Annotated in this window: 21 protein-coding genes and 1 pseudogene; 7 read left to right on the top strand and 15 right to left on the bottom strand. The window is 68.7% G+C overall.

Annotation, left to right across the window (positions count from 1 at the left end; translation table 11 throughout):
* The 4 genes from VFY73_RS13005 to VFY73_RS13020 all read right to left on the bottom strand — a co-directional run.
* Positions 1–1,527 (bottom strand): MG2 domain-containing protein (locus VFY73_RS13005; protein WP_329719334.1); only part of this gene is annotated, 1,527 nt, incomplete at its 3' end.
* On the bottom strand, positions 1,524–2,150 hold the full coding sequence (locus VFY73_RS13010) for a DUF1175 family protein (RefSeq protein ID WP_329719336.1): 627 nt from the start codon (positions 2,148–2,150) through the stop codon (positions 1,524–1,526). The genes VFY73_RS13010 and VFY73_RS13005, both read right to left, overlap by 4 nt.
* Positions 2,151–2,203: 53 nt before the next feature.
* Positions 2,204–3,787 (bottom strand): DUF2138 family protein, encoded by a 1,584-nt coding sequence (locus VFY73_RS13015; RefSeq protein ID WP_329719338.1) that lies wholly within the window; start codon positions 3,785–3,787, stop codon positions 2,204–2,206.
* 155 nt (positions 3,788–3,942) lie between these two features.
* On the bottom strand, positions 3,943–4,161 hold the full coding sequence (locus VFY73_RS13020; protein WP_329719340.1) for a (2Fe-2S)-binding protein: 219 nt from the start codon (positions 4,159–4,161) through the stop codon (positions 3,943–3,945).
* A gap of 217 nt (positions 4,162–4,378) precedes the next feature.
* On the opposite strand from VFY73_RS13020, the gene VFY73_RS13025 reads away from it, so the two are divergent.
* Genes VFY73_RS13025 through VFY73_RS13035 form a run of 3 tightly spaced genes read left to right on the top strand, consistent with a single transcriptional unit; the run spans position 4,379 to position 7,698 of the window.
* Complete coding sequence (locus tag VFY73_RS13025; RefSeq protein WP_329719342.1) at positions 4,379–4,564, top strand: hypothetical protein; 186 nt, start codon at positions 4,379–4,381, stop codon at positions 4,562–4,564.
* A gap of 35 nt (positions 4,565–4,599) precedes the next feature.
* On the top strand, positions 4,600–6,873 hold the full coding sequence (locus VFY73_RS13030; protein WP_329719344.1) for a hypothetical protein: 2,274 nt from the start codon (positions 4,600–4,602) through the stop codon (positions 6,871–6,873).
* A gap of 18 nt (positions 6,874–6,891) precedes the next feature.
* Positions 6,892–7,698, top strand: a complete 807-nt coding sequence (locus tag VFY73_RS13035) for a hypothetical protein (RefSeq protein ID WP_329719346.1) — start codon at positions 6,892–6,894, stop codon at positions 7,696–7,698.
* Here VFY73_RS13035 and VFY73_RS13040 read toward each other — a convergent pair.
* Complete coding sequence (locus VFY73_RS13040; protein WP_329719348.1) at positions 7,679–8,662, bottom strand: HEAT repeat domain-containing protein; 984 nt, start codon at positions 8,660–8,662, stop codon at positions 7,679–7,681. The two genes, VFY73_RS13035 and VFY73_RS13040, sit on opposite strands and share 20 nt — an antisense overlap.
* 100 nt (positions 8,663–8,762) lie before the next feature.
* A complete protein-coding gene (bfr, locus tag VFY73_RS13045; RefSeq protein ID WP_329719350.1) occupies positions 8,763–9,242 on the bottom strand; it encodes a bacterioferritin in 480 nt (159 codons plus the stop codon).
* 248 nt (positions 9,243–9,490) lie between these two features.
* Here bfr and VFY73_RS13050 point away from each other — a divergent pair, with 248 nt between their 5' ends.
* From VFY73_RS13050 to VFY73_RS13060, 3 genes are all read left to right on the top strand, one after another.
* Entirely contained in the window at positions 9,491–10,060 is a 570-nt protein-coding gene (locus VFY73_RS13050) for an NADPH-dependent FMN reductase (protein ID WP_329719352.1), read from the top strand.
* Positions 10,061–10,094: 34 nt separating this feature from the next.
* Positions 10,095–10,598 (top strand): cupin domain-containing protein, encoded by a 504-nt coding sequence (locus tag VFY73_RS13055; protein WP_329719354.1) that lies wholly within the window; start codon positions 10,095–10,097, stop codon positions 10,596–10,598.
* A 94-nt stretch (positions 10,599–10,692) separates the two neighbouring features.
* Positions 10,693–10,971, top strand: a complete 279-nt coding sequence (locus VFY73_RS13060) for a hypothetical protein (RefSeq protein ID WP_329719356.1) — start codon at positions 10,693–10,695, stop codon at positions 10,969–10,971.
* 19 nt (positions 10,972–10,990) lie between these two features.
* Here the strand turns inward: VFY73_RS13060 and VFY73_RS13065 are convergent, their stop codons facing one another.
* The 9 genes from VFY73_RS13065 to VFY73_RS13105 all read right to left on the bottom strand — a co-directional run bounded on the left by VFY73_RS13065 (position 10,991) and on the right by VFY73_RS13105 (position 18,975).
* Complete coding sequence (locus VFY73_RS13065; RefSeq protein ID WP_329719358.1) at positions 10,991–12,022, bottom strand: FAD:protein FMN transferase; 1,032 nt, start codon at positions 12,020–12,022, stop codon at positions 10,991–10,993.
* Positions 12,019–12,831, bottom strand: coding sequence for a DUF4198 domain-containing protein (locus VFY73_RS13070; RefSeq protein WP_329719360.1), 813 nt, complete (start codon positions 12,829–12,831; stop codon positions 12,019–12,021). The genes VFY73_RS13065 and VFY73_RS13070 overlap by 4 nt, the downstream gene beginning before the upstream one ends.
* 17 nt (positions 12,832–12,848) lie before the next feature.
* Positions 12,849–13,370: a DUF2271 domain-containing protein gene (locus VFY73_RS13075; RefSeq protein WP_329719362.1), complete on the bottom strand. Its 522-nt coding sequence runs from the start codon at positions 13,368–13,370 to the stop codon at positions 12,849–12,851.
* A 26-nt stretch (positions 13,371–13,396) separates the two neighbouring features.
* A complete protein-coding gene (locus VFY73_RS13080; RefSeq protein WP_329719364.1) occupies positions 13,397–14,029 on the bottom strand; it encodes a PepSY-associated TM helix domain-containing protein in 633 nt (210 codons plus the stop codon).
* Position 14,030: 1 nt separating this feature from the next.
* Complete coding sequence (locus tag VFY73_RS13085) at positions 14,031–14,711, bottom strand: Fe2+-dependent dioxygenase (protein WP_329719366.1); 681 nt, start codon at positions 14,709–14,711, stop codon at positions 14,031–14,033.
* 52 nt (positions 14,712–14,763) lie between these two features.
* Positions 14,764–17,040: a catecholate siderophore receptor Fiu gene (locus VFY73_RS13090; RefSeq protein WP_329719368.1), complete on the bottom strand. Its 2,277-nt coding sequence runs from the start codon at positions 17,038–17,040 to the stop codon at positions 14,764–14,766.
* Between the two features lie 132 nt (positions 17,041–17,172).
* Positions 17,173–17,592 (bottom strand): biopolymer transporter ExbD, encoded by a 420-nt coding sequence (locus VFY73_RS13095; RefSeq protein WP_329719369.1) that lies wholly within the window; start codon positions 17,590–17,592, stop codon positions 17,173–17,175.
* Between the two features lies 1 nt (position 17,593).
* Positions 17,594–18,337, bottom strand: a complete 744-nt coding sequence (locus VFY73_RS13100) for a MotA/TolQ/ExbB proton channel family protein (protein ID WP_329719370.1) — start codon at positions 18,335–18,337, stop codon at positions 17,594–17,596.
* Positions 18,334–18,975, bottom strand: a complete 642-nt coding sequence (locus VFY73_RS13105; RefSeq protein WP_329719372.1) for an energy transducer TonB — start codon at positions 18,973–18,975, stop codon at positions 18,334–18,336. Before VFY73_RS13105 ends, VFY73_RS13100 begins: the two co-directional genes overlap by 4 nt.
* A 391-nt stretch (positions 18,976–19,366) precedes the next feature.
* On the opposite strand from VFY73_RS13105, the pseudogene VFY73_RS13110 reads away from it, so the two are divergent.
* Positions 19,367–19,672: pseudogene (locus tag VFY73_RS13110) on the top strand (hypothetical protein); the annotation flags it as partial.

A 19,672-nucleotide genomic window follows, 5' to 3' on the forward strand; every position in this document is an offset into this window, starting at 1 on the left:
CTTGCCCGAACCATCGGTGACCAGCTCGTCTTGCGTCAACTTCAGCGGGAACGAACCGCTGTAGTCCAGCTCGCCTTCGACCATGCTCAGCGCCTGGGCGCGGGCGCCCAAGGACAGCCGCGCGTTGGCCACCGGCTTGCCGTCAGGGTAGCTGAGCTGGATGGCGCCGGTCACCGCGTCGCCGGCGGCGAAATCGGTCTTGTCGGGCAGCCACTGGATCTCGAAGTGCGGCTTCTGGTAGTCGGCCACGCGGAACGCGGCGGTGTAGTTGTCGCCGCGCAGCGTCAGCATCATTTCGTAGCCACCGGCCGCCGCGTTGTCGGGCAGCTGGAAACGGCCGTCAGCGCCACTCGCGCCGCTGAACTTCAGCGTTTGGGTCGCGACCACCTGGCCGGCCGGGTCGCGCACGACCAGCCCGATGTCGCCATCGGCCAGCGCGACCGATTCACGCGCGTTCTTGAACTCGCGGCCGGTGACCTTGACCATCACCGTGTCGCCGGGGCGGTAGAGCGGCCGGTCGGTCGTTGCGTAGACCTTGGCGTTGTAGATCTCGCTGTCGTAGTAGAAGTTTTCCGAGATGAAGACACCGCCGGCCGGGTCTTCGCCGAAGACGTAGGTCTGCTCGGGCGCGGCGGGCTTGTCCATGCGCAGCAGGCCCTGCGCATCGGTCGTGCCGGTCTTCAACACACCGACGCCATCGGTCCAGACCACCTTGGTCGCCGGCACCGCGGCGCCTTGCGCGCGGTGCGCGCTCCACACCACCATCTGCGCGCCCGAGACCTTGGTCAGCGCCAGCGTGTCGCTGACGAACAGCAGCGTCGTCGCGCGGTGCTGGCCGGCCATCGCTTCGACCAGGTAGAGCCCCGACTTCTGCCCGCCGAGCGGGATGAACACGTTGCCGGCACTCGGCTGGATGAACTCGCTCGAGCTGCCGGCGAGCTTCAGGTCCTTCGGCGGTTCGATCGCCTTGGCCACGTGCACCGGGTAGCGGAAACGCTCGACCACCGGCAAGCCCGGCAGCGGTTTGAACTGCGGCGGCTCCTCGAAGGTCGACGGGCGCTGCAGCTGCGGCGAGGTCTTCAGCTCGGGCGCCTTGTCGGTCACCGCGCGACGCGCGTCGCCGCTGAAGAGCTTCTGCCAGGCGAGTCGCGCCTTGACGACCCAGCTGTCCCACAGGTGCGTCAGCGTATTGGCCAGGCCTTCGCCGACCGGCTTGCCTTCGACCTGGATGCGGTGCAGGTTGCGCTGCTTCTGCAGGAAGGCCAGCGGCTCCGGCACGCGGTAGAGCACGACGTCGACACCACCGACGGTCGACAGCGCATCGGGGTTGTTGATCTCCAGCCGCACCTTCGCGGGCTCGCCGCTGCCGAAGGTCGCGTCGGACAGCAGGAAGAACGATTCGCCGACGAAAGGCGTGCGGTAGTTCGGCACCGGCGGGTCGTCGGCCGCGGTGACCGCCGTCGGGCCGAGCACGGTCAGGGTCAGCGCCAGCGCGAACAGCGCGCGGCGAAGCAGGGTCGAAATCATGCGAGGAACGCCAGCCGATGCAGGCCGACGAAGTTCGGGTTGTCGGTGGCGGGACGCCAGCGGGTGTCGGACCAGGCCATCAGCTGCGCAGGCTTGAGCGCGCGCAGGCCGTTGTCGCCCTTTTCGACGCGACCGGTGTGGTACGCGATGTACGAGCCCATCCAGACCATCAGGTGCTGGTCGTCGCCGAAGTCGTAGAACAGCAGGTCGGCGCTCTGCGCCTGCGCGAGCTGGCGGCCGACGAAGCGGGTGTTGGACTGCACCAGCTCGATCGCCGAAACGAAGGCGCCCTGGCTGCCGTCGGCGCGGCGCCAGGCATGGCGAAGCGGTGCGGCAGCCGTCGCGTCGATGTCCGGCGGCAATCGCCGGCCGAGCAGGCCCATCGAGCGTCGCCAGGCCAGGTCGTGCTCACGCAGCGCTTCAGCCACCGCAAAGCGGACGAGGCCAGCGCAATCGCGGTGCGTCCAGCGCGGCGTCGGGCCCTGGTCGACCTGGGCGTGGATCAGCACGGTGATCCAGTCGCGCAGTTGGCGTGACTGTTCGACATTCAGGCGCAACTGGCGTGACTGTTCGGGGTTCAGCCGTGGGTTGTCGGCAGCGAAAGCCCGCCAAGGCGATGCCATGACCGCTGACGCCAGACCGGCCAGGCACAAGCGCCGTTGTCGTTGCTGCGGGCTCATGGCACCGCCGTCGTGGCAGAGAGCGGGCGCCAGTCCAGCGCGACCCAGCCTTGCGCGTCCGGCTGACCCTGCGGCACCGCCTGCGCGGCGGGGAGCTTGCCGAAGTCGGCCAGGCGCGGCAGCAACTGCGTCTCGGCCGCCTGGCGCATGCCGCCTTGTTCGCGCGGTAGCACCGCCAGCGTCTCGCGTTTCATCAGCTCAGCGATCTGTGCGGGTGCTGCCACGGCGACCGGCGAAGCTCCACCGACCGTGTCGGCGATGCTCGGATAGCGCCGCGCGATCGCTTCTTCGGCCTTCGCGACCAGGGCTTCGTCGGGCGAGAACAGCCACCAGTCACCCGCGCGCCGGAACGCAGCGCGGTAGGCCGAGGCGTCTGCCTGCTTCTGCGTGCCATAGGGCGCCTTGATGCCGGCGGCCTTGTCGCCAGCCTGCCAAGTCGCCCCCTTGGGCAGCCACCATTGCATGAAGGCTTCCTGCGTGGCGGCGCTCGGTGCCGGGCCTTTTGCATGGGCCATCAGCAGCGGCGTGTGCAGCTGCGACTTGCCGTACCAGCAGACAGCGGCCGGCCCGTCGAAGCTCTGCACCATCTCGCCCAGCGCCGACGACGCGTCGCCCGAGCCGCCGGCCAGCACCGTGCGCGCCACCGCCCAGTCGACCGGAAGTGCCGTGCACGCTGCCGGCTGGGCCGGCAGCGCCGCCCACGGCGATGCTGGCCACGCGGCGCCTTGCTTGACCCAGCTGCGCAGCCCCGCGCCGCCGGGCGCGACCTCGACGCGCAGCGCCTGCAGCGCCGGCATGAAGCGGTGGTAACCCAGCGCCAGCAACGGGCCGCCGGCGACCAGCGTGTGGCGGGTGCCCGGTGCGGCAAGGCCGAAGTGTTGGCGCCACAGGCCCTGGTCACCGTCGTCGCCGGACAACAGCTTCGCGAGCACCTTGGAGGCCTCCGGGTCGGGACTGCGTTCGTTGTCGAACAGCAGGCCGGGGTCGGACAGCACGACGACGCGGTTGCCGCGCGAAGCGATCGCCAGCGTGCGACGCGGCGACAGGCTCAAGGCATAGACCGGCACCGACTGCAACCCGAAAGCGGTCAGCGGCACTTCGGCGACCAGCGTCAGCTGCTTGTCTTTCGCAGCAATGGAACCCAGGCCCTGGATGGCCTTGGCCAGCGCGCCGCGCGTCATCGCCAGCGCCCAGTGGCGCGCGGCGCCGCGGTCGTCGGCCCACAGCGCCACCTCGGCCGGCTGGTCGAGCGCCAGCGCCATCAGGTCATCGGTGAAGGTGGTTTCGTGCTCGTAGGCGACGCGCTTGATCGCGCCGGCGAGGCCGAGCTTGTCCTCGTGGGCCTCGTAGTAGAAGACAAAGTCTTCGGTCAGCAGCTCGCGCAGCACCGGCGCCTTGACCAGGTCACGCGAGAGCGCCGTGAGCGAGGGCGTTGCGACATAGGCCGCCGGTTGCCGCAGATCGACGCCGAGTGCGTTGATCTGGCCGCCATAGCGGGCGTAGCGCCAGGTCGCGGCCCCGATGGCCAGCGCGCCCACCACGATCGCGCCGGTGGCGATGGCCCATTTCTTCTTCTGCACGCAGTGCTCCCTCTTCAAGCGGCCGGTCGCCGCTCGGGAAGGACTCTAACGCGTGCCTGCGCCGTCCTGCGACCGCAGGGGTGCGTGCCGGGGCTGCGCCTTAGGGGTTGTGGCGCCGCGGTGCCCGGCGATCAACGCAAGCAACGTCGGCGCGATCAGGGTGCTGCCGACAAGCCAAGCGCGTGCACATGCTTCTCGCCGCATCCGCGCGCGGCGCAGGCCTCTTCGAACACCATCTGCGCGCAGTCCAGGCAGTTGCCGCAGTTGGAAGCGACGCGTGTCAAATCCTGCAGCAGCTCGAAATTGCTGACGCCTTCGCCGACGACGCGGTGGATGTCGCGGTCAGAGACTCGGTGGCAGAGGCAAACAATCATGGTGCGGGCAGCAGCAACAGAAGAAGCATCGCCAGTTTAATCTGAAATGGGAATCCTTCTCATTCACATTTGAACAGGCGGGGTTTTTCCTCACCCGGACCGCGAAAAACGCACGGTCGGGTTCGCTTCACGGGCGCCCGACGAGGCCGACAACCCAGAGACGACCGGCACGCGATCGTTTGCCGTCTGTCATCAACCCGCCTCCGAAGGGACCCTCATGCCGCTGAACCGCCCTGCTGCCACGCTGGCCACCGCCCTGTTCTTGTCCTTGCTCGGCGCCTGCGGCGGCGGTTCGGGCTCCGGCGCCGAGGCACCGCCTCCGGTCACCGGTGGCGCCAGCCAGGTGCAAGGCGTGGCCACGCCGACCAGCGTGTCGGTCGTCACCGCGAAGAACGCCCAGTGACCCGTCCGATTCGCCCGCACACCAGGAGCCCCTTCATGACCCGTCGACTTCCCTGCGCGACCCGCGCCACCGCCATCGCCGCGGCGCTCTCCGCCGCCTTCTCGGCCGCCTGGGCCGCGCCTGCCAGCAACTCCGCCTACCGCAGCGATGCGCAGCAAAGCCATGTCGAAGACGCCACCTCGCGCGGCATCTCGCAAGTCAACATGATCACCTGCGTGATGGGCGCGATGCGGCCCGACGCGCTGGTCAACGAAGGCAACTACGTCGCGCTGGTCGACAGCAACAAGTGCGACCCCGAAACGCGCGCCAGCAGCTCGAACGCGGGCACCGACAGCGCCAGCACCTCGGCACCGGCCTACATGACGGCAACCGTCAACTCGACCCGCACGTCGAACGACGAGCCGATGCGCGCGCGGACCTGGATCGACGAGAAGCAGGAGGACTTCTCGGCCACGATCTTCGTCAACATCAGCGCCAGCGAAGCACCGAGCGACAGCAACCCCTACGGCGTCTTCCGGCTCGACTACTGCGGCAAGGGCAGCGAGGGCCCTTGCATGATGAACGGCTACCTGGACGGCAGCGCCGAGGGCATCAGCTACTTCGAGATCGAAGGCGGCGAACATGGCTCGACCAAGGCCTTGCGCCTGACCCACAATGGCGCAGACAGCGGCGCCGGGCGCCTGAGTTATCAGCAGGACGAAGGCACGGTGAACTACCGCTTCGCCTACAACGCCGACTACTTCCGCCGCTCCGACGGCGCCAGCGATCAGTGTTTCAGCCGCGATGCAAGCGACGGCGACACCCAGATGTCGGTCTGGCGCTATGGCCTGTACGACGCGACGACCGGTGACCGTGTCGAACGCCAATCCGGCTTCCCGATCGAATTCACGGCCGGCAACGGTGAACGCTACCGCGGCCATATGGGCTACTGGGGCCTGTGGCTGCCGGCCGATGCGCCAGCGCCGGCCCACGGCGCCACGGTGCAACGGGTGGAGTACCAAGCCGGCAGCGACCCGGTCAAGACCGACTACACCCTGGCCAAGGCCGAAGGGCGCCTGATGCGCTACACCAAGCGCACCCGCACGCTGGCGCAGATCGACAAGCTTCCGTTCCAGACCTGGGTCTGGCAGATGGACGGATTCTTCGAAGGCGCACAGCCGAACCGCCAGTACGAGATGCACTGGAACAACGCGGCCGGCGAGTTCCGCGTGACCGGCGAGGTGGTGTGCGACAACGGCCCGTGCCAGAGCCGCACCTACGAGGTGGAGAAATCCGTGCCGGCGTCGTACTTCGGTGCCATTGGCGGCATGCGCGGCTGGTCGCAATCACTCGGCGGCGAGCTCTACATCCCGATCGCCGCCGGCGGCGCGCCGGTCGACGCAGCACACTTGAATGTCGTCTACCGCCAGCAGGACTTGGTCTACCCCGCCGATATGCCGGCCTCGCTGCATTGCCTGCGCGAGTGCCCGACGGCCGAGACCATCGCCGCCTACTTCAGTGAAGGCTCGCAGGCGGAATCACCCTTCGTCGCGACGACCTACAACCGCTGGGGCCCGGCGGACGCCACGGTGGACTACAGCACCAGCGCCGCCGACGCACTGCTGAAGGACAGCGCGGGCCATGCGGTGACCTCTGCCGACAGGCAAGCATTTGCCGCACAGCCGCGCTACCAGCACGGCCTGCGCAGTGGCCGCCTGTTCAGCAGCCTCGATGACGCGCGTTGCACCGGCGACAGCACCCGCTTCTGCGAAGAGAAGATCGAACAGATCGACACCTACTACCAGTGGGAAACGGGCCCCAACCAATGGAACCAGTTCGCCGCGCTGAAAGACGGCCAGGGCGGCTTCGTCAACTTCGACGCACCGCTGCAGGTCAACTACACCGTGCCCGCCGGCGCGGCCTATGGCAACTACGCAGGCAAGACGCTGGTGCTGCAGTACGGTGGCTTCGGTGAGCTGTGGGGCATCCCTGGCGAGTGCGTCTCGCGCCTGACCAATGAGAAGGTCAGCTGCGACACGCCGGACACGCGCTACGTGCCGGCCTTCGTGATCCCGTTCGACGAAACGCTGGGCCGTGTCAGCGTCGACGGCACGAACTACCTGGTCAAGTGGCTGGACCGCGAGATCCGCTTCGCCCGCAAGGAGACCTCGGTCTGCCAGACAGCCGGCCTGACCCTGCCGGACGGCCTGGAGTTGCCCACTGCGAGCGACCTGCGCAATCCGAGTGATCCGGCATCGCCGATCTACATCGGCACCAAGCCCGAGGTCACCGCCGCGCCGCGCGTGATCCACGGCGAGGTGAAGTACTGACCGTCTGCACCACGCGGCATGTCGACCCTGCGACGCCCGGCCGGCTGGCCGCTGGCCTTGAGCCTGGCGGCGCATGCGGTGCTCGCGCTGCTGTGGTGGCGTGCCGTGCCGGCGCCGCCGCGGGTGGCGCCGGCGCCGGCAATGGTGTGGCTGCGTTTGTCGCCTGCGCCTGCGGCGGCACCAATGCCGGCTGCAGCGCCGCCGGCCCGTGCCACTGCGCTGACGCGTTCGGCGCGGCCGCCAAAGCGGCTCCAGGCGCCGACGCCACCGGCCGAATCATCACCGGGGGTCGCGGCGGCCAAGGCGGAACGTGCGGCTGAAAAGACGGCCTATGTCGACCCTGCAGCGGCGCCCGCACCCGCTGCGCCGTCCGCGGTCACCGGTGTTGCATTCGGCCCGCCACGCCTGGGCTTGCCCTTCGGCGCTTCGGCACGCCCGACATGGACGCCGCGCGCGGCGGCGGCCACGCCAGCCGGCCCACCCACCATGGCAGGGCCGCCACCGCAGGCCCAGCCCACGGTGTTGCGCCAGCGAAGCCTCGACGGCATCGCCCGGCAGGTGGGCGACTGGCCGGTGCCTGAGCACTTGGCTGCGGCACGTTGCCACGTCTGGACGGGTGCCGACGACGACGGCGAAACGGGCCCGCAATGCGACCCACCGTCGCTGGTCAACGCGCTCGCACAGCGCTTGGCGACGCTGCGCGAGGCCTGGGTGGCCTACCGGCGCTTGGCGCCGGAGGCACCGCCCAGCATCGAAGTGACCATCACGAATGGCCACTTCGCGCTGCTGGCGCCGGCTCAGTTGGTCACAGGTACAAGCGAATGATGTTGGCTGTCCAGGTGGCCTCGTTCTGGTTGCCGGCGGCCTCCCAGCGCTTCAACTCTTCACCGAGGAAGGCGCGCGATTCGTCGGTGCCCAGATCCCCGATGGCCTTGATCGCCATGGCGCGGTCTTGCCAGATCACGCCACGGTCGGCGTAGATGTCCTTCAGCAGCTTCATCTGGCCGGTGGCCTTGAGCGTGCCCAGCGAAGAGATCGCCGCCAGGCGAACGTTCTCATCGGCGTCCTTCACCAGCGGCAGCAGGTGGCCGATCGCCGCCGGATTGTTGGTGAAGCCCAGCGCATAGACGGTCAGGTAGCTGTCGCCGTCACGCTTGGCCGACAGCGAGGCGGCCAGCTGGCTCACCGCCGCGTCCGGGGCCTTGGCACCGTAGGCGTCGCGTGCCCACTTGGCCGACAGCTCCTTGACCGCCAGCGACAACGGCTGGTTCAGCGTGGGCTCGATCACCTCGTCGAAGCCCCACACCGGCACCTTGCCCCGCTTGACGAAAGCGGTGACGCGCTTCGGGCCGGAGGGGGTCGGCACGTCCAACGCTGCGAACGTGAAGGTCACGAACGGGCCGAAGCCGCTGGCGCGGTGGTTCTGGACACGGAAGGTCTCCAGCTTCGCCACCTCGGCGCCGGCGGTGCCCGCATCGACGAAGGTCAATGGCAGGCCACGCGCCTTCATCTCGGCCTGCATGTGCTTGCGCAGGAATGCCGTCGGCTCGATCGGGGCGCCGTCCGACTGCAGCGTGCTGGTCAGTGTTCCACCGAAGAAATTGCGCTCGGTGCCCTTGCGGTTGTCGACCAGTGCCACGCGGCCAGCGGCTGCGCCGCTGCCCGACTGGTAGGTCACTGTCGAAGGCTCCGGTGACTTGACCAGATATTGGGTGGGTGCGCAGGCGGCCAGGATGCTGGTGCCAGCAATGACCGCGCAGAGCCGCAAGTGGCTGATGAGTTGTCGCATGTGCGTGTTTCGGTTGATCTTGATGGATTGCGCCCTCCAGGGCGGGGCCATCATAGGCAGGCTGCTGGCGGGCCTGCCGTGCACATGTGTGGACTGTTCCTCAACTTGGCGCACCGCCTGCAGCCGATTGCAGCCAGTTCTGCTCACCCATCTGCGCCACCAGCCCGATCTGGGTTTCGAGGTAGTCGATATGCTCTTCGGTGTCTTCGAGGATGTCGTTGAAGAGTTCACGTGACACGTAGTCGCGCACCGATTCGCAATGGGCGATCGCTTCCTTCAAGTGTGCCTGCGCGGCCAGCTCGAGCTTCAGGTCGCAGTCCAGCGTTTCGACTGCCGACTCGCCGATGTAGAGCTTGCCCAGATCCTGGAGGTTCGGCAGGCCGTCGAGCATCAGCACCCGCTCGATCAGGCGGTCGGCGTGCTTCATCTCCTCGATCGATTCGTCGTACTCGTGCTTGGCCAGTTTCACCAGGCCCCAGTTCTTCTGCATCCGCGCATGCAGGAAATACTGGTTGATCGCCGTCAGCTCCATCTTCAACTGGGCGTTCAGGTACTGCAACACCTTGGCGTCGCCTTTCATGGCCTTCTCCTTCTTGACTTCGGTCGGGACAAACAGAAGATTGTGCGGCGGTTCGCGGGCCCTGTGAAAACCGCATTCCGACGCTCTGAGCGCGAATCGCTCGTATTCGCTTTGGATTCGCCGGCGATGCCGCGCTGCACTAGTTAGCATCGACCGTCTCGACCGGAGCCCACGATGCAAATGCGCCATGTGATCGCCGTTGTCAGCCGAATGCCGCGCGCCGTCTCTGCGAGCCAGGTGCGAGTGGCATGACGGCTCGATTCCACGTCCTCGCGCTGTGCGGCAGCCTGCGCGCGGCATCGATCAACGCAGCGCTGCTGCGCGCCGCCGCGCGCCTGGCGCCGTCGCCGATGGTGGTCGACGTGTTCAGCGGCATGGGCCGGCTGCCGCTGTTCAACCCCGATGACGAGGTCGAACTGCCGTCGGCGGCGCAGGCTCTGCGCGACGCCGTCGCGGGCGCCGACGCCTTGCTGATCGCGAGCCCCGAGTACGCCCATGGCGTGAGCGGCACGATCAAGAACGCCCTCGACTGGCTCGTCAGCTTCGAGCCCTTCGTGCGCAAGCCGGTTGCCGTGTGGAACGCCTCGCCGCGGGCGCACCACGCCGACGACGCGCTGCGCGAAACACTGAAGACGATGTCGGCAGCCATCATCGACACTGCCTCGCCCAGCATCCCGCTGCTGGGCGCTCACCTGGGCGAGGACGGCATCGTCGAATCGCCCACCATCTCCAACGCCATTCGGGCAGCGCTGCAAGCCCTCCACGACGAGATCGTGCGGGAGCCTCGGCAGCATGGACCAAGCTTTCCGTTGAACTGACCGACCAGCCCACCATCCATTGGAAAGTTGACGCATGACCAACGCCGCCGCCGACCTGGCGAAGAAGCTGATTCGCAATTTGAACGACGTGCCGCGCACCCACGAGCAACGTGCGCCGCTTTACGACTCACTGTGCGCGCGCCTGGCCACCGGCACCGCGGCGCAGAAGCTGGGAGCCTCGGTCGACACGCTGGCGCCTGGCATGCGAGGCTGCCCCTACCACTTGCATCATGCACAGGAAGAGATGTTCATCATCCTGGCCGGCACCGGCACGCTGCGCGTGGCCGGCGAGATGCTGCCGATCCGCGAAGGCGACGTGATCTTCATCCCGCCCGGCCGCGAGTATCCGCACCAGATCATCAACAGCTCCGACGCGCCGCTGCACTACCTGTCGGTCAGTACCCGCGAACGTCCGGAAGTCTGCGAGTACCCCGACTCCGGCAAGTTCCTCGCGCTGGGTCTCGACAACGGCGACCAAAGCTTCGACGTGATCCAACGCAGCGGGCAGTCGCTGGACTACTGGGAGTCAGAACCGTGAGGGCAAGCGAACGAACGACAGGCGGGGCGTCCGCATTCGAATGACCCACCCCGGCGCTGTATGCTGCGCCGGCCATCACCACCCTCATCTCACCATGGCCAGCGCCCTCACCTCCGCCCTCGTCACCGCCGCCGTTTTTGTCGCGGCCATCGTGCTGAACCCATCGGCCGAGGCGCATCGCGACAAGATCAAGCAGGCGACCTCCGAGCGCAGCCCGATCGCCGGTGCACTGGGCCTGGGGGCGCTGACGGCCTTCGTGTCGACCTACCACTCGTGGGGCGTCGCGTCTTACACGACGGCCAATGGCAAGACGCTGTCGTGGGGCGCGTTCGGCATCGTGTTCGTGACCGAAGGATCGATCGCCGACAAGTAGCCGGGCCCGGGCGCCGCCGTCAATCGTCCAGCCAGGCCTGCAGCGCGGCACTCGGCCCTTCGCACCAGCCACCCGGCGCATCCGAATCATGGGCCACGAACCACGCGGCGACGCCGTGCCGGTCAGCCCAGGCGCGGCCTTCGTCGGGCCCCATCACGAACAGCGCAGTGGCCAGCGCGTCGGCAGCAGCGCAGCGCTCGTGCAGCACGCTGACCGACGCCAGCGCGTGCTGGACCGGGGCCTGGGTGCGGGGGTCGAGCGTGTGCGAACACCAACGGCCTTGCGCGTCGCGAAAGCCCTGGCGATAGTCGCCTGACGTGGCCATCGCCTGGCCGACCAGCGCGGCGCGCAGCGGCGGCAGGCCGGCCGCACCGGGCGGGCGCTCCAGCGCTGCCCACCAGGGTTGGCCATCGGCCTTCAGCCCTTCACCGTACAGCTCGCCGCCGAGTTCGAACAGGAAGTGGTGGTGACCGTCGGCGCGCAGCACCGCGGCAACGGCATCGACCGCGTGGCCCTTGGCGATCGCCGACAGGTCGAGTCGGCAGCCACCGGGTTGCTGCAGACGCGCGCCATCCAGCCGCAGCCCCCGCCAGGCGCCAGGCGGCTCCACATCCACCCCGGCGGGCGCCACAAAACCGGCGCTGTCGAACCGGCCGGTGGGCCCGAAGCCCCAGCGCTCGACGGCCCTTGCCAACGCGGGGTCGAACGCGCCGTCGCTTTGTCCGGCCACCTGCAGCGCCAGTCGCATCACCTGCGTGAAATCGGGCGACAGCGTTTGCCACTGCCCTGCCGGCAGGCGGTTGAACCGGCCCAGCTCCGAGCCGGGCTCCCAGTGGCTCATCTGGCGCACCAGCGCGTCCAGGCAGGCCTCGATGCGCGCCTGCACCGGCGTCAGCACCATCTCGGGCGGCGCGGCCAGCACCAGGCGCCACGCGGTGCCCATGCTGCGGCCCGTCAGCCGATGCGCCACTGATCCATGCGATGCAGCCACCAGCGGCGCGGCCGGCGGCAGCAGCACCAGTGCGTCGCCGCCCGGCGCGCCTGCGGTCACTTCGGCCGCACTTCCAGCGTGGCGCTGTAGCTCACGCGGCGCGCTGGCGCAGCGCCGCCCCCTTCGCCGGGGACGCTGTGGTTCACGCCCAGCCAGTAACGGCCCGCCTCGGACCAGGTGACGTCGAACCCGCCTTGGGCGTCGCTGCGCAGTGTCAGCTCGCCCATCTTGTAGCGGTAGCGGTTGCCGCCGCGCAGCACGCTCACGGCGGCATCGGCCAGCGGCTTGCCATCGAGCAGCAGCCGAAAGCGGGTGCGGTCGCCGTCGCTCAGGTCGACCGGTGCATCGAGCGGGATCAGCTCCAGCCCGCTGCCCGTCGGTGCAAACGGTTTGGCGCTCGGCTTCTCACGCGCGACGAAGGTTTCGACGCGGCCGGCCAGCTGCGTGACGCGGATGTCTTCGGCCTTCTCGGGACGCTGCTTCTCCCAAGCCTGCGCCGTGCCGCGAAAGCGCTTGGTTTCACCGCCCAGCTTGTAGCTGACCATCACGCCCTGCGTGAGGTTGGCCACGCGGTAGGTGCCCGGCTGGTCGAGCTTCAGCTCGAAGCTGGAACGGTGGCGCGAGGTGGTGTTGACCGCCGTGGGCGTCGGGCTCGCGCCATCGGGCCCGGTGACCGCAATGGTGTCCAGCGGCAGGCCACGGGCATCGAACTCGAACAGGTCTTCCGACGCCGCAGCGTCGAAAGCGACCAGGCCGTCCGTGTTGTCGACCACGGTGTGGCTGGGCACCAACCACGGATGGTGGGCCGCGGCGCCGAAGGACACGAGGGCGACGGCCAGCGCGCAAGTCTTGGGCAAGAAGCGTTGCATCGGTGTCAGGCTCCGGTTCAAGGTTTGGCTTGCAGGCTGAGGGTGCCCAACTCGTGTTCGCCCTGGGCTTTGGCATGCGCCGGCGCGGCCAGCGGCCAGCGCAATGGCAGCTTCACGATCTCGCGGCCACCGCCTTCGCGCGTGGCCTCGACGACGACCTCGTAGTCGCCCGAGGGCAGGCTGGCCAGGGCCTTGGCGCCGCCCAGTTGCACCACATGCTCGCCGGGCGAGCGGGTGGCACCGCTGACGCCGTCAGCGGGCAACGCAGCGTCGCGGCCGGCCTGACGCCACCACTGGCGCAGGTCGCGCAGCCACTTGGCGCCGCCGTTGTCTTTCTTCTTCAGGTCGTACCAGACCGCCAGGTGACCGGCAAAGCCGTTGTCGCCAGCCCGCTGCAGCCACATCGCCACATACGGCGCGTGGTACTCGGCCACGGTCAGCCGCGGCAGTTCGACCTTGAGCGACAACTCGGCCGCCTGCAAGGCGGGCGAGGCAAGCGCCAGCGCGGCGCCGAGCGAGGTGGAATAACGCAGGATCATCGGATGAGCCTTGTGAGAAAAGACTGTCAGTGGGCGGCGTAGACCGCGAGCAGCGCAGGCAGCACCAGCCCCGCGGCGACCAGCGGCCAGGTGCTGGGGCGGCGACGGGCGTGCAGCGCCAGCAGCACCAGGCCGGTGACCGAAGCCATCACGCAAGCGATGGCGAAAATGTCGATGAAGGCGCTCCACAGCGCGCCGGTGTGGCGGGCCTTGTGCAGGTCGTTGAGCCAGGCGATCAAGCCACGGTCGCTGTCTTCCCACTCGAGCGCGCCGCTGGCGCGGTCGATGCGCAGCCACGCGTCGCCGCCCGGCCGCGGCAGCGCGAGGTAGACCTCGTCCTCGCCCCATTCGGCCTCGGCAGCGTCGTGCCAGCCCAGGCCGGTGCGCGACTGCAGCCTGGCGTTCAAGACCGCGGGCAGCGCGGCGCGGCTGGAGGTGCCGCTGCCGCGCGGTGCCGCACCATTGAGCAGCGCGCGCTCCTCGGCGCTCAGGTCCAGCGTGCCGCTGCGCAGGGCAGGTTTGGCTTCGATGCCGGCGGCATGGTTGAGCGTGATGCCGGTGATGGCAAAGACGAGCAGGCCAGCGAGGGTCAGCGCCGAGCTGATCCAGTGCCAGGGCAGGATCGACTTGAGCCAGCGGGCGCGTGTCTGGCTGTTCATGTCAGACCTCCGCCCAGCGCCGCAGCAGGTTGTGATAGTGGCCGGTCAAGGTCACCAGCTCGGGACCGTCGCCCACGCGCGTGCGCAGCGACTGGATCGCCTGGTCCAGCTCGTAGAGCTGGGTCCGCTGGCCATCGTCACGCACCATGCTCTGGATCCACGTGAAGGCCGCGACGCGCTCGCCGCGCGTCACCGGTTCGACCCGATGCAGGCTGGTCGAGGGATACAGGATCAGGTCACCCGCGGGCAACTTGACCAGATGCTCGCCGTAGGTGTCTCGCACCACGAGGTCACCGCCGTCATAAGCTTCGGGCTCGGCGAGAAACAGCGTCGCGGACAGGTCGGTGCGCATCGGCTGGCCGTCGCCCGGCAGGAAGCGGATCGCTCCGTCCACGTGATCGCCGTAGTGCTCACCCCCGCCGTAGCGGTTGAAGAATGGCGACAGCACGTGGCGCGGCAAGGCGGCCGAGACGAACAGCGGCTGCTTGAACAGCGCTGCCGTCACGACCTGGCTCAGCTCGCGCGCAGCCGGGCTCGCCGCGTCGAGCTGGCGGTTGTGCTTGACCTTCGCGCCCTGCGCCCCCACCGTCTCCAGGCCATCGACCCACGGCGCCGCGTCGAGGCGCCTTCGCAAGGCCGCCACTTCGGCGGCATTCAGGACCTGCGGGACGTGCAGCAACATCGGGGTCTCCTGGCGGCGGCTTGGAAGGGTGAGCGTGTTGGCGCAGGGCCGCTCAGAACAGCAGGTTCGCGGCCAGCGTGAAGGTGCGCGGAGCGCCCGGCTGGTAGCGGTTGCCGTTGTTGTTCAACGTGGAGACGTACGCCTTGTCGAACAGGTTCTGGATGTTCAGCTGCAGCGTCACGTTCTTGTGCACGGCGTAGCTGGCCATCGCGTCGGCCACCCAGTACGCGGCGATCGACGGCATGTTCTCTTCCGACAGATTGGCCGCCGGGTCGGTCACACGCCGTTGCTTGCCGAGATAGCGCGCGCCGCCGCCCAGCGTCAGCTTGTCGCTCAGCCGATAGCTGGTCCAGACAGTGGCGGCGAACTTCGGCGTCCAGCGCGAAACCGCGCCGCTGGCGTTGGTGCCTTCGAAGGCACCGCTGAGGACCTCGCTGTCCATCACCGTCAGGCCGCCGCTGAGCTGCCAGGCCGGCGTGATCTGGCCGACCGCGCCCAGCTCGAAGCCCTGAACACGGCGCTCGCCATCCTGTGCGTAGACGCCGTCCTCGACCTCGACGACCTCGTTGCGGTTGGTGCTGCGGTAGACCGCCGCCGTGAGCGCGAGCTGGCCATTGAACAGCTCCCACTTGGTGCCGAGCTCGATGTTGTGTGCCTGCTGCGGGTCGTAGCCGGCGCGGTCGGCGCTGTTGTCGCTCGTCGGCGCGGCCAGCGTCAAGCCGTTCCCGCCGGGCGGCGTGTAGGTATTGGCGGCGGCCAGGTAGATGCTGCCGTTGCTGGCCGGCTTGTAGACCAGGCCCAGCTTCCAGCTCGTCAGGCTTCCGCTTTCGCTGACGACATTCGGCGTCAGCACCGGGACCCCGCTCGTGGTGACCAGGTCGGCGCGGTTCGTCTCGGCGCGGTAGCGTTCGTGGCGCAGGCCGGCGAGCACCTGCCACTGCGGGTTCAGCTTGATCGTGTCGAAAAGGTAAGCCGCAGCCGTCGTGATGCGGCCGTGCTGGTGCGTGCCGTTCTCGACCAGGTCGGGGCCGACGTCGGCGTCGGCGTCCGGCGCGTAGACCGGTGCGTTCGGCACGACACCATCGGTCGGCAACGCCAGGCCGCTGACGTTCTGGCGTTCATGGCCGAACTCGACGCCGCCGGTCAGGCTGTGACGCAGGCTGCCGGTGGCCAACTCGGCGACCAGGTTGGTCTGGTTCACGAAGATGTCGTTGGACTGCAGGTTGCCGTGGCGACGGCGTTCCACGGTCCAGGTCGACGGATCGGTGCTCGGGGCCACGACCGCGTGGACGCTGGTCAGCCGGCGGTCGACCTCGGCGTGGCCGAAGCGCGTGGTGTTGACCAGCTTCAGGTTCTTGCTGAAGTCGTGCTCGATGCGGACAGTGACCATGTCGGCCTCGATGTCCTCGTAGTCTTCGTCGCTGCCATAGAAGTTGCTGGCGTCGGCCTTGCGCGGCGTGGCGCCTTCGGCCGTGCCGCCCGCCTCAAAGGCCTCGTTGTAGAAGCCGTCCAGGCCGATGGTCGTCACGCCGCCATCGGGCAGGTTGTTCTGGCGCACGTGCTGGCTTTGCAGGATCAGCCGCGTCGGGCTGCCCAGGCCGAACGTGAACGACGGCGCAATGCCCTGGCTGCGCCTGTGCAGCTCGTCGCGGCCCGGCACGCCGCCGTCGCTGGCCAGTGCGCTGATGCGCACGGCCATGCCGTCACCCAGGTTGCGGTTGAAGTCGCCGGTCGCGCGCACGACGCTCTCGCTGCCGACCGACAAGGTGCCGGCGATGAAGTCATCGGCCTGCGGCTTCTTGGTCACCAGGTTGACGTAACCACCGGTCGCACCACGGCCGTTGTCGGCACCGGCCGGGCCCTTGACGATCTCGACCTGCTCCAGGTTGAACACGTCGCGCGTGGCGGGGCCGAGGTCACGCACGCCGTCGAGAAAGACGTTCGAGCTGGCGGCGAAGCCGCGCATGTAGAAGCTGTCGCCGACATCGGTGCGGCCGCCTTCGCCGAGCTGCATCGTGATACCGGGGGTGTTGCGCAGCGCGTCCATCAGCGTGGCCGCGCCTTGCTGTTGCAGCAACTCCTTGTTGACCACCTGGATCGTTTGCGGCGTGTCGAGCAGCGGCTGCGTGAACTTGGGCGAGTCGAGCTTGTCGGTCTTGATCGGCGCCGCCTCGGCCGCGGCCTTGACGGTCACCGCCGGCAGCGATCCGGCCTTGGGATCTGCGGCCGTCGTGGCCTGCTGCGCGTGCAGGGCCACCGGCATCGACAGCGCGGCGGCGGCGGCTGCGGTCATGGGCGCCAGGCGGCGGCTGCGGATGTACTTCGACATGGTGAGAATGGTTCTGACAGATGGCCTCGGAGGCCGTTGGACACGAACTCAGCCCACTGCGCGGGCGGCCGCTGGCGCAGACAAGGCACGAGAAGGGGAAGAAAAGGGAAATCGGGCGAGGCTGGACGGCGGTCAGGGTGCCTCGGGCTGGCTGATGAAGCCGATCTTGTGCAGACCGGCCTTCGACGCGTCGGCCAGCGTCTCGGCCACGGCGCGATAGGCCACGCTCTGATCCGCGCGCAGGTGCACCTCGGGCACCGGCTGCAGCCGGCCAGCGGCGGCAAAGCGCTGGGCCGCGTCGGTGCGATTCACCGGCTCGCCGTTCCAGAAGCGCTGGCCGCTGGCGTCGATCGCGAATTCGATCTTCTGCGGCTTCACCTCGTTGACCTGCGAGCTGACCTGCGGCAGGTCGAGCTTGACGGCGTGGGTGAGCAGCGGCGCGGTGACGATGAAGATCACGAGCAGCACCAGCATCACGTCGATCAGCGGGACCATGTTGATCTCGCCCATCGGCGCGGCGGCGCGTTGGGAGTCGAAGCTGGCGAAGGCCATGTCAGTGACCTGCGCGTGCCGGCATGGCGTGCACGTTGGCGGCCGGCTCGGCGCCTTGGCGCAGCGTCTGGCCCAATGTCAGGAAGGACATCAGCTCGAAAGCGAATGCGTCCAGCTTGGCCGTCAGCACGCGGTTGCTGCGAGCCAGCCAGTTGTAGGCCATCACCGCGGGAATGGCGACCGCGAGGCCCAGGCCGGTCATGATCAGCGCTTCGCCGACCGGGCCGGCGACCTTGTCCAGCGTGCCGGCGCCGCTCATGCCGATGGCCACCAGTGCGTGGTAGACGCCCCAGACGGTGCCGAACAGGCCGACGAACGGTGCGGTGGCACCGATGGTGGCCAAGAGCGTGAGGCCGCTTTCGAGCTGCATCGTCTCTTCGTCCAGCACCTTCTTGATCGTGCGGGTCAGGAACTCCTGTTCGCTGCCGGCCTCGGCCAGCTTCGCGGCACCGTACTTGGCGTGGTGCGCCTTGGCGTGCATCGAATGCGCGGTCAAGTGGGCGAAGGGTTCACGCACGCCATGGGTGGTGATCTCGGCATGCACCTCGTCGAGCGACGTGGCGTTCCAGAAGAAGCTCAGGAAAGCCTCCGAGCGACGCTTGCGGAAAAACGAAGTCAGGCCCTTGGTGGCGATCAGCACCCACGAGGTGACCGACATCAACAGCAGGATCGCCAGCAGTGTCTTGCCCACTGCATCGCTTTGCCCCAGGAAGTGGCCGATGCCCAGCGTGCCTGGTTCTGTCATGACTTGTTCTCCAGTTCGAATTGAATCGGCACGGTGGTCCACACGACGAGCGGCACACCGTTCTCGGTATAGGGTTTGAAGCGGGCGGCGCGCACGGCGGTCAGCGCCGCGTTGTCGAGCCGGGACGAACCCGACGAGCGCGACACGAGCACCTGGCGAGCGCGGCCGTCGACGCCGATCTCGACCTTCAGCAGCACCTCGCCTTGCTCCTGCAGGCGGCGTGAGGCAAGCGGGTAGACCGGTGCCGGCGGCTCGAGGTAGCTGACCGCCGTAGCGGGGATCGTGCGCACCGGGGGCGGCGCCGGTGCCGGGGGGGCCGGCGGCGCTGGCGGCTCGGCCGGCGTCGGTGGCTCGGCAGGCGGCGGCGGCACGACCATCGCGGCAGCGGCCGGCTCGGCCAGCGGCGGCGTGGCCATCACCGGCGCCGGTGGCGGCGGCAACCTGCGCGGCACGACAGCGGGCGCAGGCGGTGGCGGCTTCGGCGGTGCAGGCGGGGGCGCGGTGATGAAGTCCACCACCAGCGGTGCCACCTCGGCCACGGCTTCGCGCACCGAGGCGATTTGCATCAGGCCCCAGGCGCCGCCGACGTGAGCGACCACCACCACCACGATCAAGCCTCGCCCTGCCCATGCAGGCATGGGCGCTTCCGGTCGGCCCAGCAGCGCGCTGGGCATGCCGAAGGTCGGCGGGGCGGGCGGGAGGGTCGACAAACAGGCCTCGTACAAACGGCGCAACAAAACCGCGCACGCGGCGCGACCTCGGGTTCAAGCTTTGTTGGCTGGCTGCGGGCGGAACCGTCAACCCCGTCGTCCATCACGAGCGGGTGGGCACCTGCCGGGGGCTGGCTAAAGACAATTGTATTGCGAATTATTCGTATTTGCAAAGATACCTTGACTCTTCCGCGCCTGTCGCAACCCTGCTGGCCTCCCAAGAACGAAGGGGGAACGAAACAGACGTTGCACCCGCGCACCTTGCGCAACTGGCGCGACCACCGTCCAATGCGGCAGCCGCAGCATGGGCGTGTGAGGGATGGCCGAAAAAGACAAAGATGGATGGAGTCGCCTGGTCGACGAGGCGCTCGATCGGGAGCTGGGCCCCGCCAGTGCCTGGCTCGCCTCGCTGCCGCTGCCGCCAGCGACGGCACCCGACACGCTGTGGCCGCCTGCCGGCGGTGCCACCCCGTCGCCCGGGCCGGCCGGCGACACCGGCGAGCCGCAGCCTGGCGAGACGGTGGGGACCTACCGGCTGGTGCGCCCGGTGGCGCGCGGGGGCATGGGCAGCGTCTGGCTGGCCGAGCGTGCCGACGGTGCGCTGCAGCGCACCGTCGCGATCAAG

Origin of the sequence: Ideonella sp. (assembly GCF_036277275.1) — a bacterium.
In the GTDB taxonomy this organism is placed as follows: domain Bacteria; phylum Pseudomonadota; class Gammaproteobacteria; order Burkholderiales; family Burkholderiaceae_C; genus Ideonella.

Coding starts and splice junctions, on each gene's coding strand:
- VFY73_RS13090 (WP_329719368.1), bottom strand. CDS start 17,040: ATGTCGAAGTACATCCGCAGCCGCCGCCTGGCGCCCATGACCGCAGCC.
- VFY73_RS13080 (WP_329719364.1), bottom strand. CDS start 14,029: ATGAACAGCCAGACACGCGCCCGCTGGCTCAAGTCGATCCTGCCCTGG.
- VFY73_RS13030 (WP_329719344.1), top strand. CDS start 4,600: ATGACCCGTCGACTTCCCTGCGCGACCCGCGCCACCGCCATCGCCGCG.
- VFY73_RS13100 (WP_329719370.1), bottom strand. CDS start 18,337: ATGACAGAACCAGGCACGCTGGGCATCGGCCACTTCCTGGGGCAAAGC.
- VFY73_RS13075 (WP_329719362.1), bottom strand. CDS start 13,370: ATGATCCTGCGTTATTCCACCTCGCTCGGCGCCGCGCTGGCGCTTGCC.
- VFY73_RS13085 (WP_329719366.1), bottom strand. CDS start 14,711: ATGTTGCTGCACGTCCCGCAGGTCCTGAATGCCGCCGAAGTGGCGGCC.
- VFY73_RS13050 (WP_329719352.1), top strand. CDS start 9,491: ATGACGGCTCGATTCCACGTCCTCGCGCTGTGCGGCAGCCTGCGCGCG.
- bfr (WP_329719350.1), bottom strand. CDS start 9,242: ATGAAAGGCGACGCCAAGGTGTTGCAGTACCTGAACGCCCAGTTGAAG.
- VFY73_RS13020 (WP_329719340.1), bottom strand. CDS start 4,161: ATGATTGTTTGCCTCTGCCACCGAGTCTCTGACCGCGACATCCACCGC.
- VFY73_RS13060 (WP_329719356.1), top strand. CDS start 10,693: ATGGCCAGCGCCCTCACCTCCGCCCTCGTCACCGCCGCCGTTTTTGTC.
- VFY73_RS13055 (WP_329719354.1), top strand. CDS start 10,095: ATGACCAACGCCGCCGCCGACCTGGCGAAGAAGCTGATTCGCAATTTG.
- VFY73_RS13010 (WP_329719336.1), bottom strand. CDS start 2,150: ATGGCATCGCCTTGGCGGGCTTTCGCTGCCGACAACCCACGGCTGAAC.
- VFY73_RS13105 (WP_329719372.1), bottom strand. CDS start 18,975: ATGCCTGCATGGGCAGGGCGAGGCTTGATCGTGGTGGTGGTGGTCGCT.
- VFY73_RS13040 (WP_329719348.1), bottom strand. CDS start 8,662: ATGCGACAACTCATCAGCCACTTGCGGCTCTGCGCGGTCATTGCTGGC.
- VFY73_RS13070 (WP_329719360.1), bottom strand. CDS start 12,831: ATGCAACGCTTCTTGCCCAAGACTTGCGCGCTGGCCGTCGCCCTCGTG.
- VFY73_RS13035 (WP_329719346.1), top strand. CDS start 6,892: ATGTCGACCCTGCGACGCCCGGCCGGCTGGCCGCTGGCCTTGAGCCTG.
- VFY73_RS13025 (WP_329719342.1), top strand. CDS start 4,379: ATGCCGCTGAACCGCCCTGCTGCCACGCTGGCCACCGCCCTGTTCTTG.
- VFY73_RS13095 (WP_329719369.1), bottom strand. CDS start 17,592: ATGGCCTTCGCCAGCTTCGACTCCCAACGCGCCGCCGCGCCGATGGGC.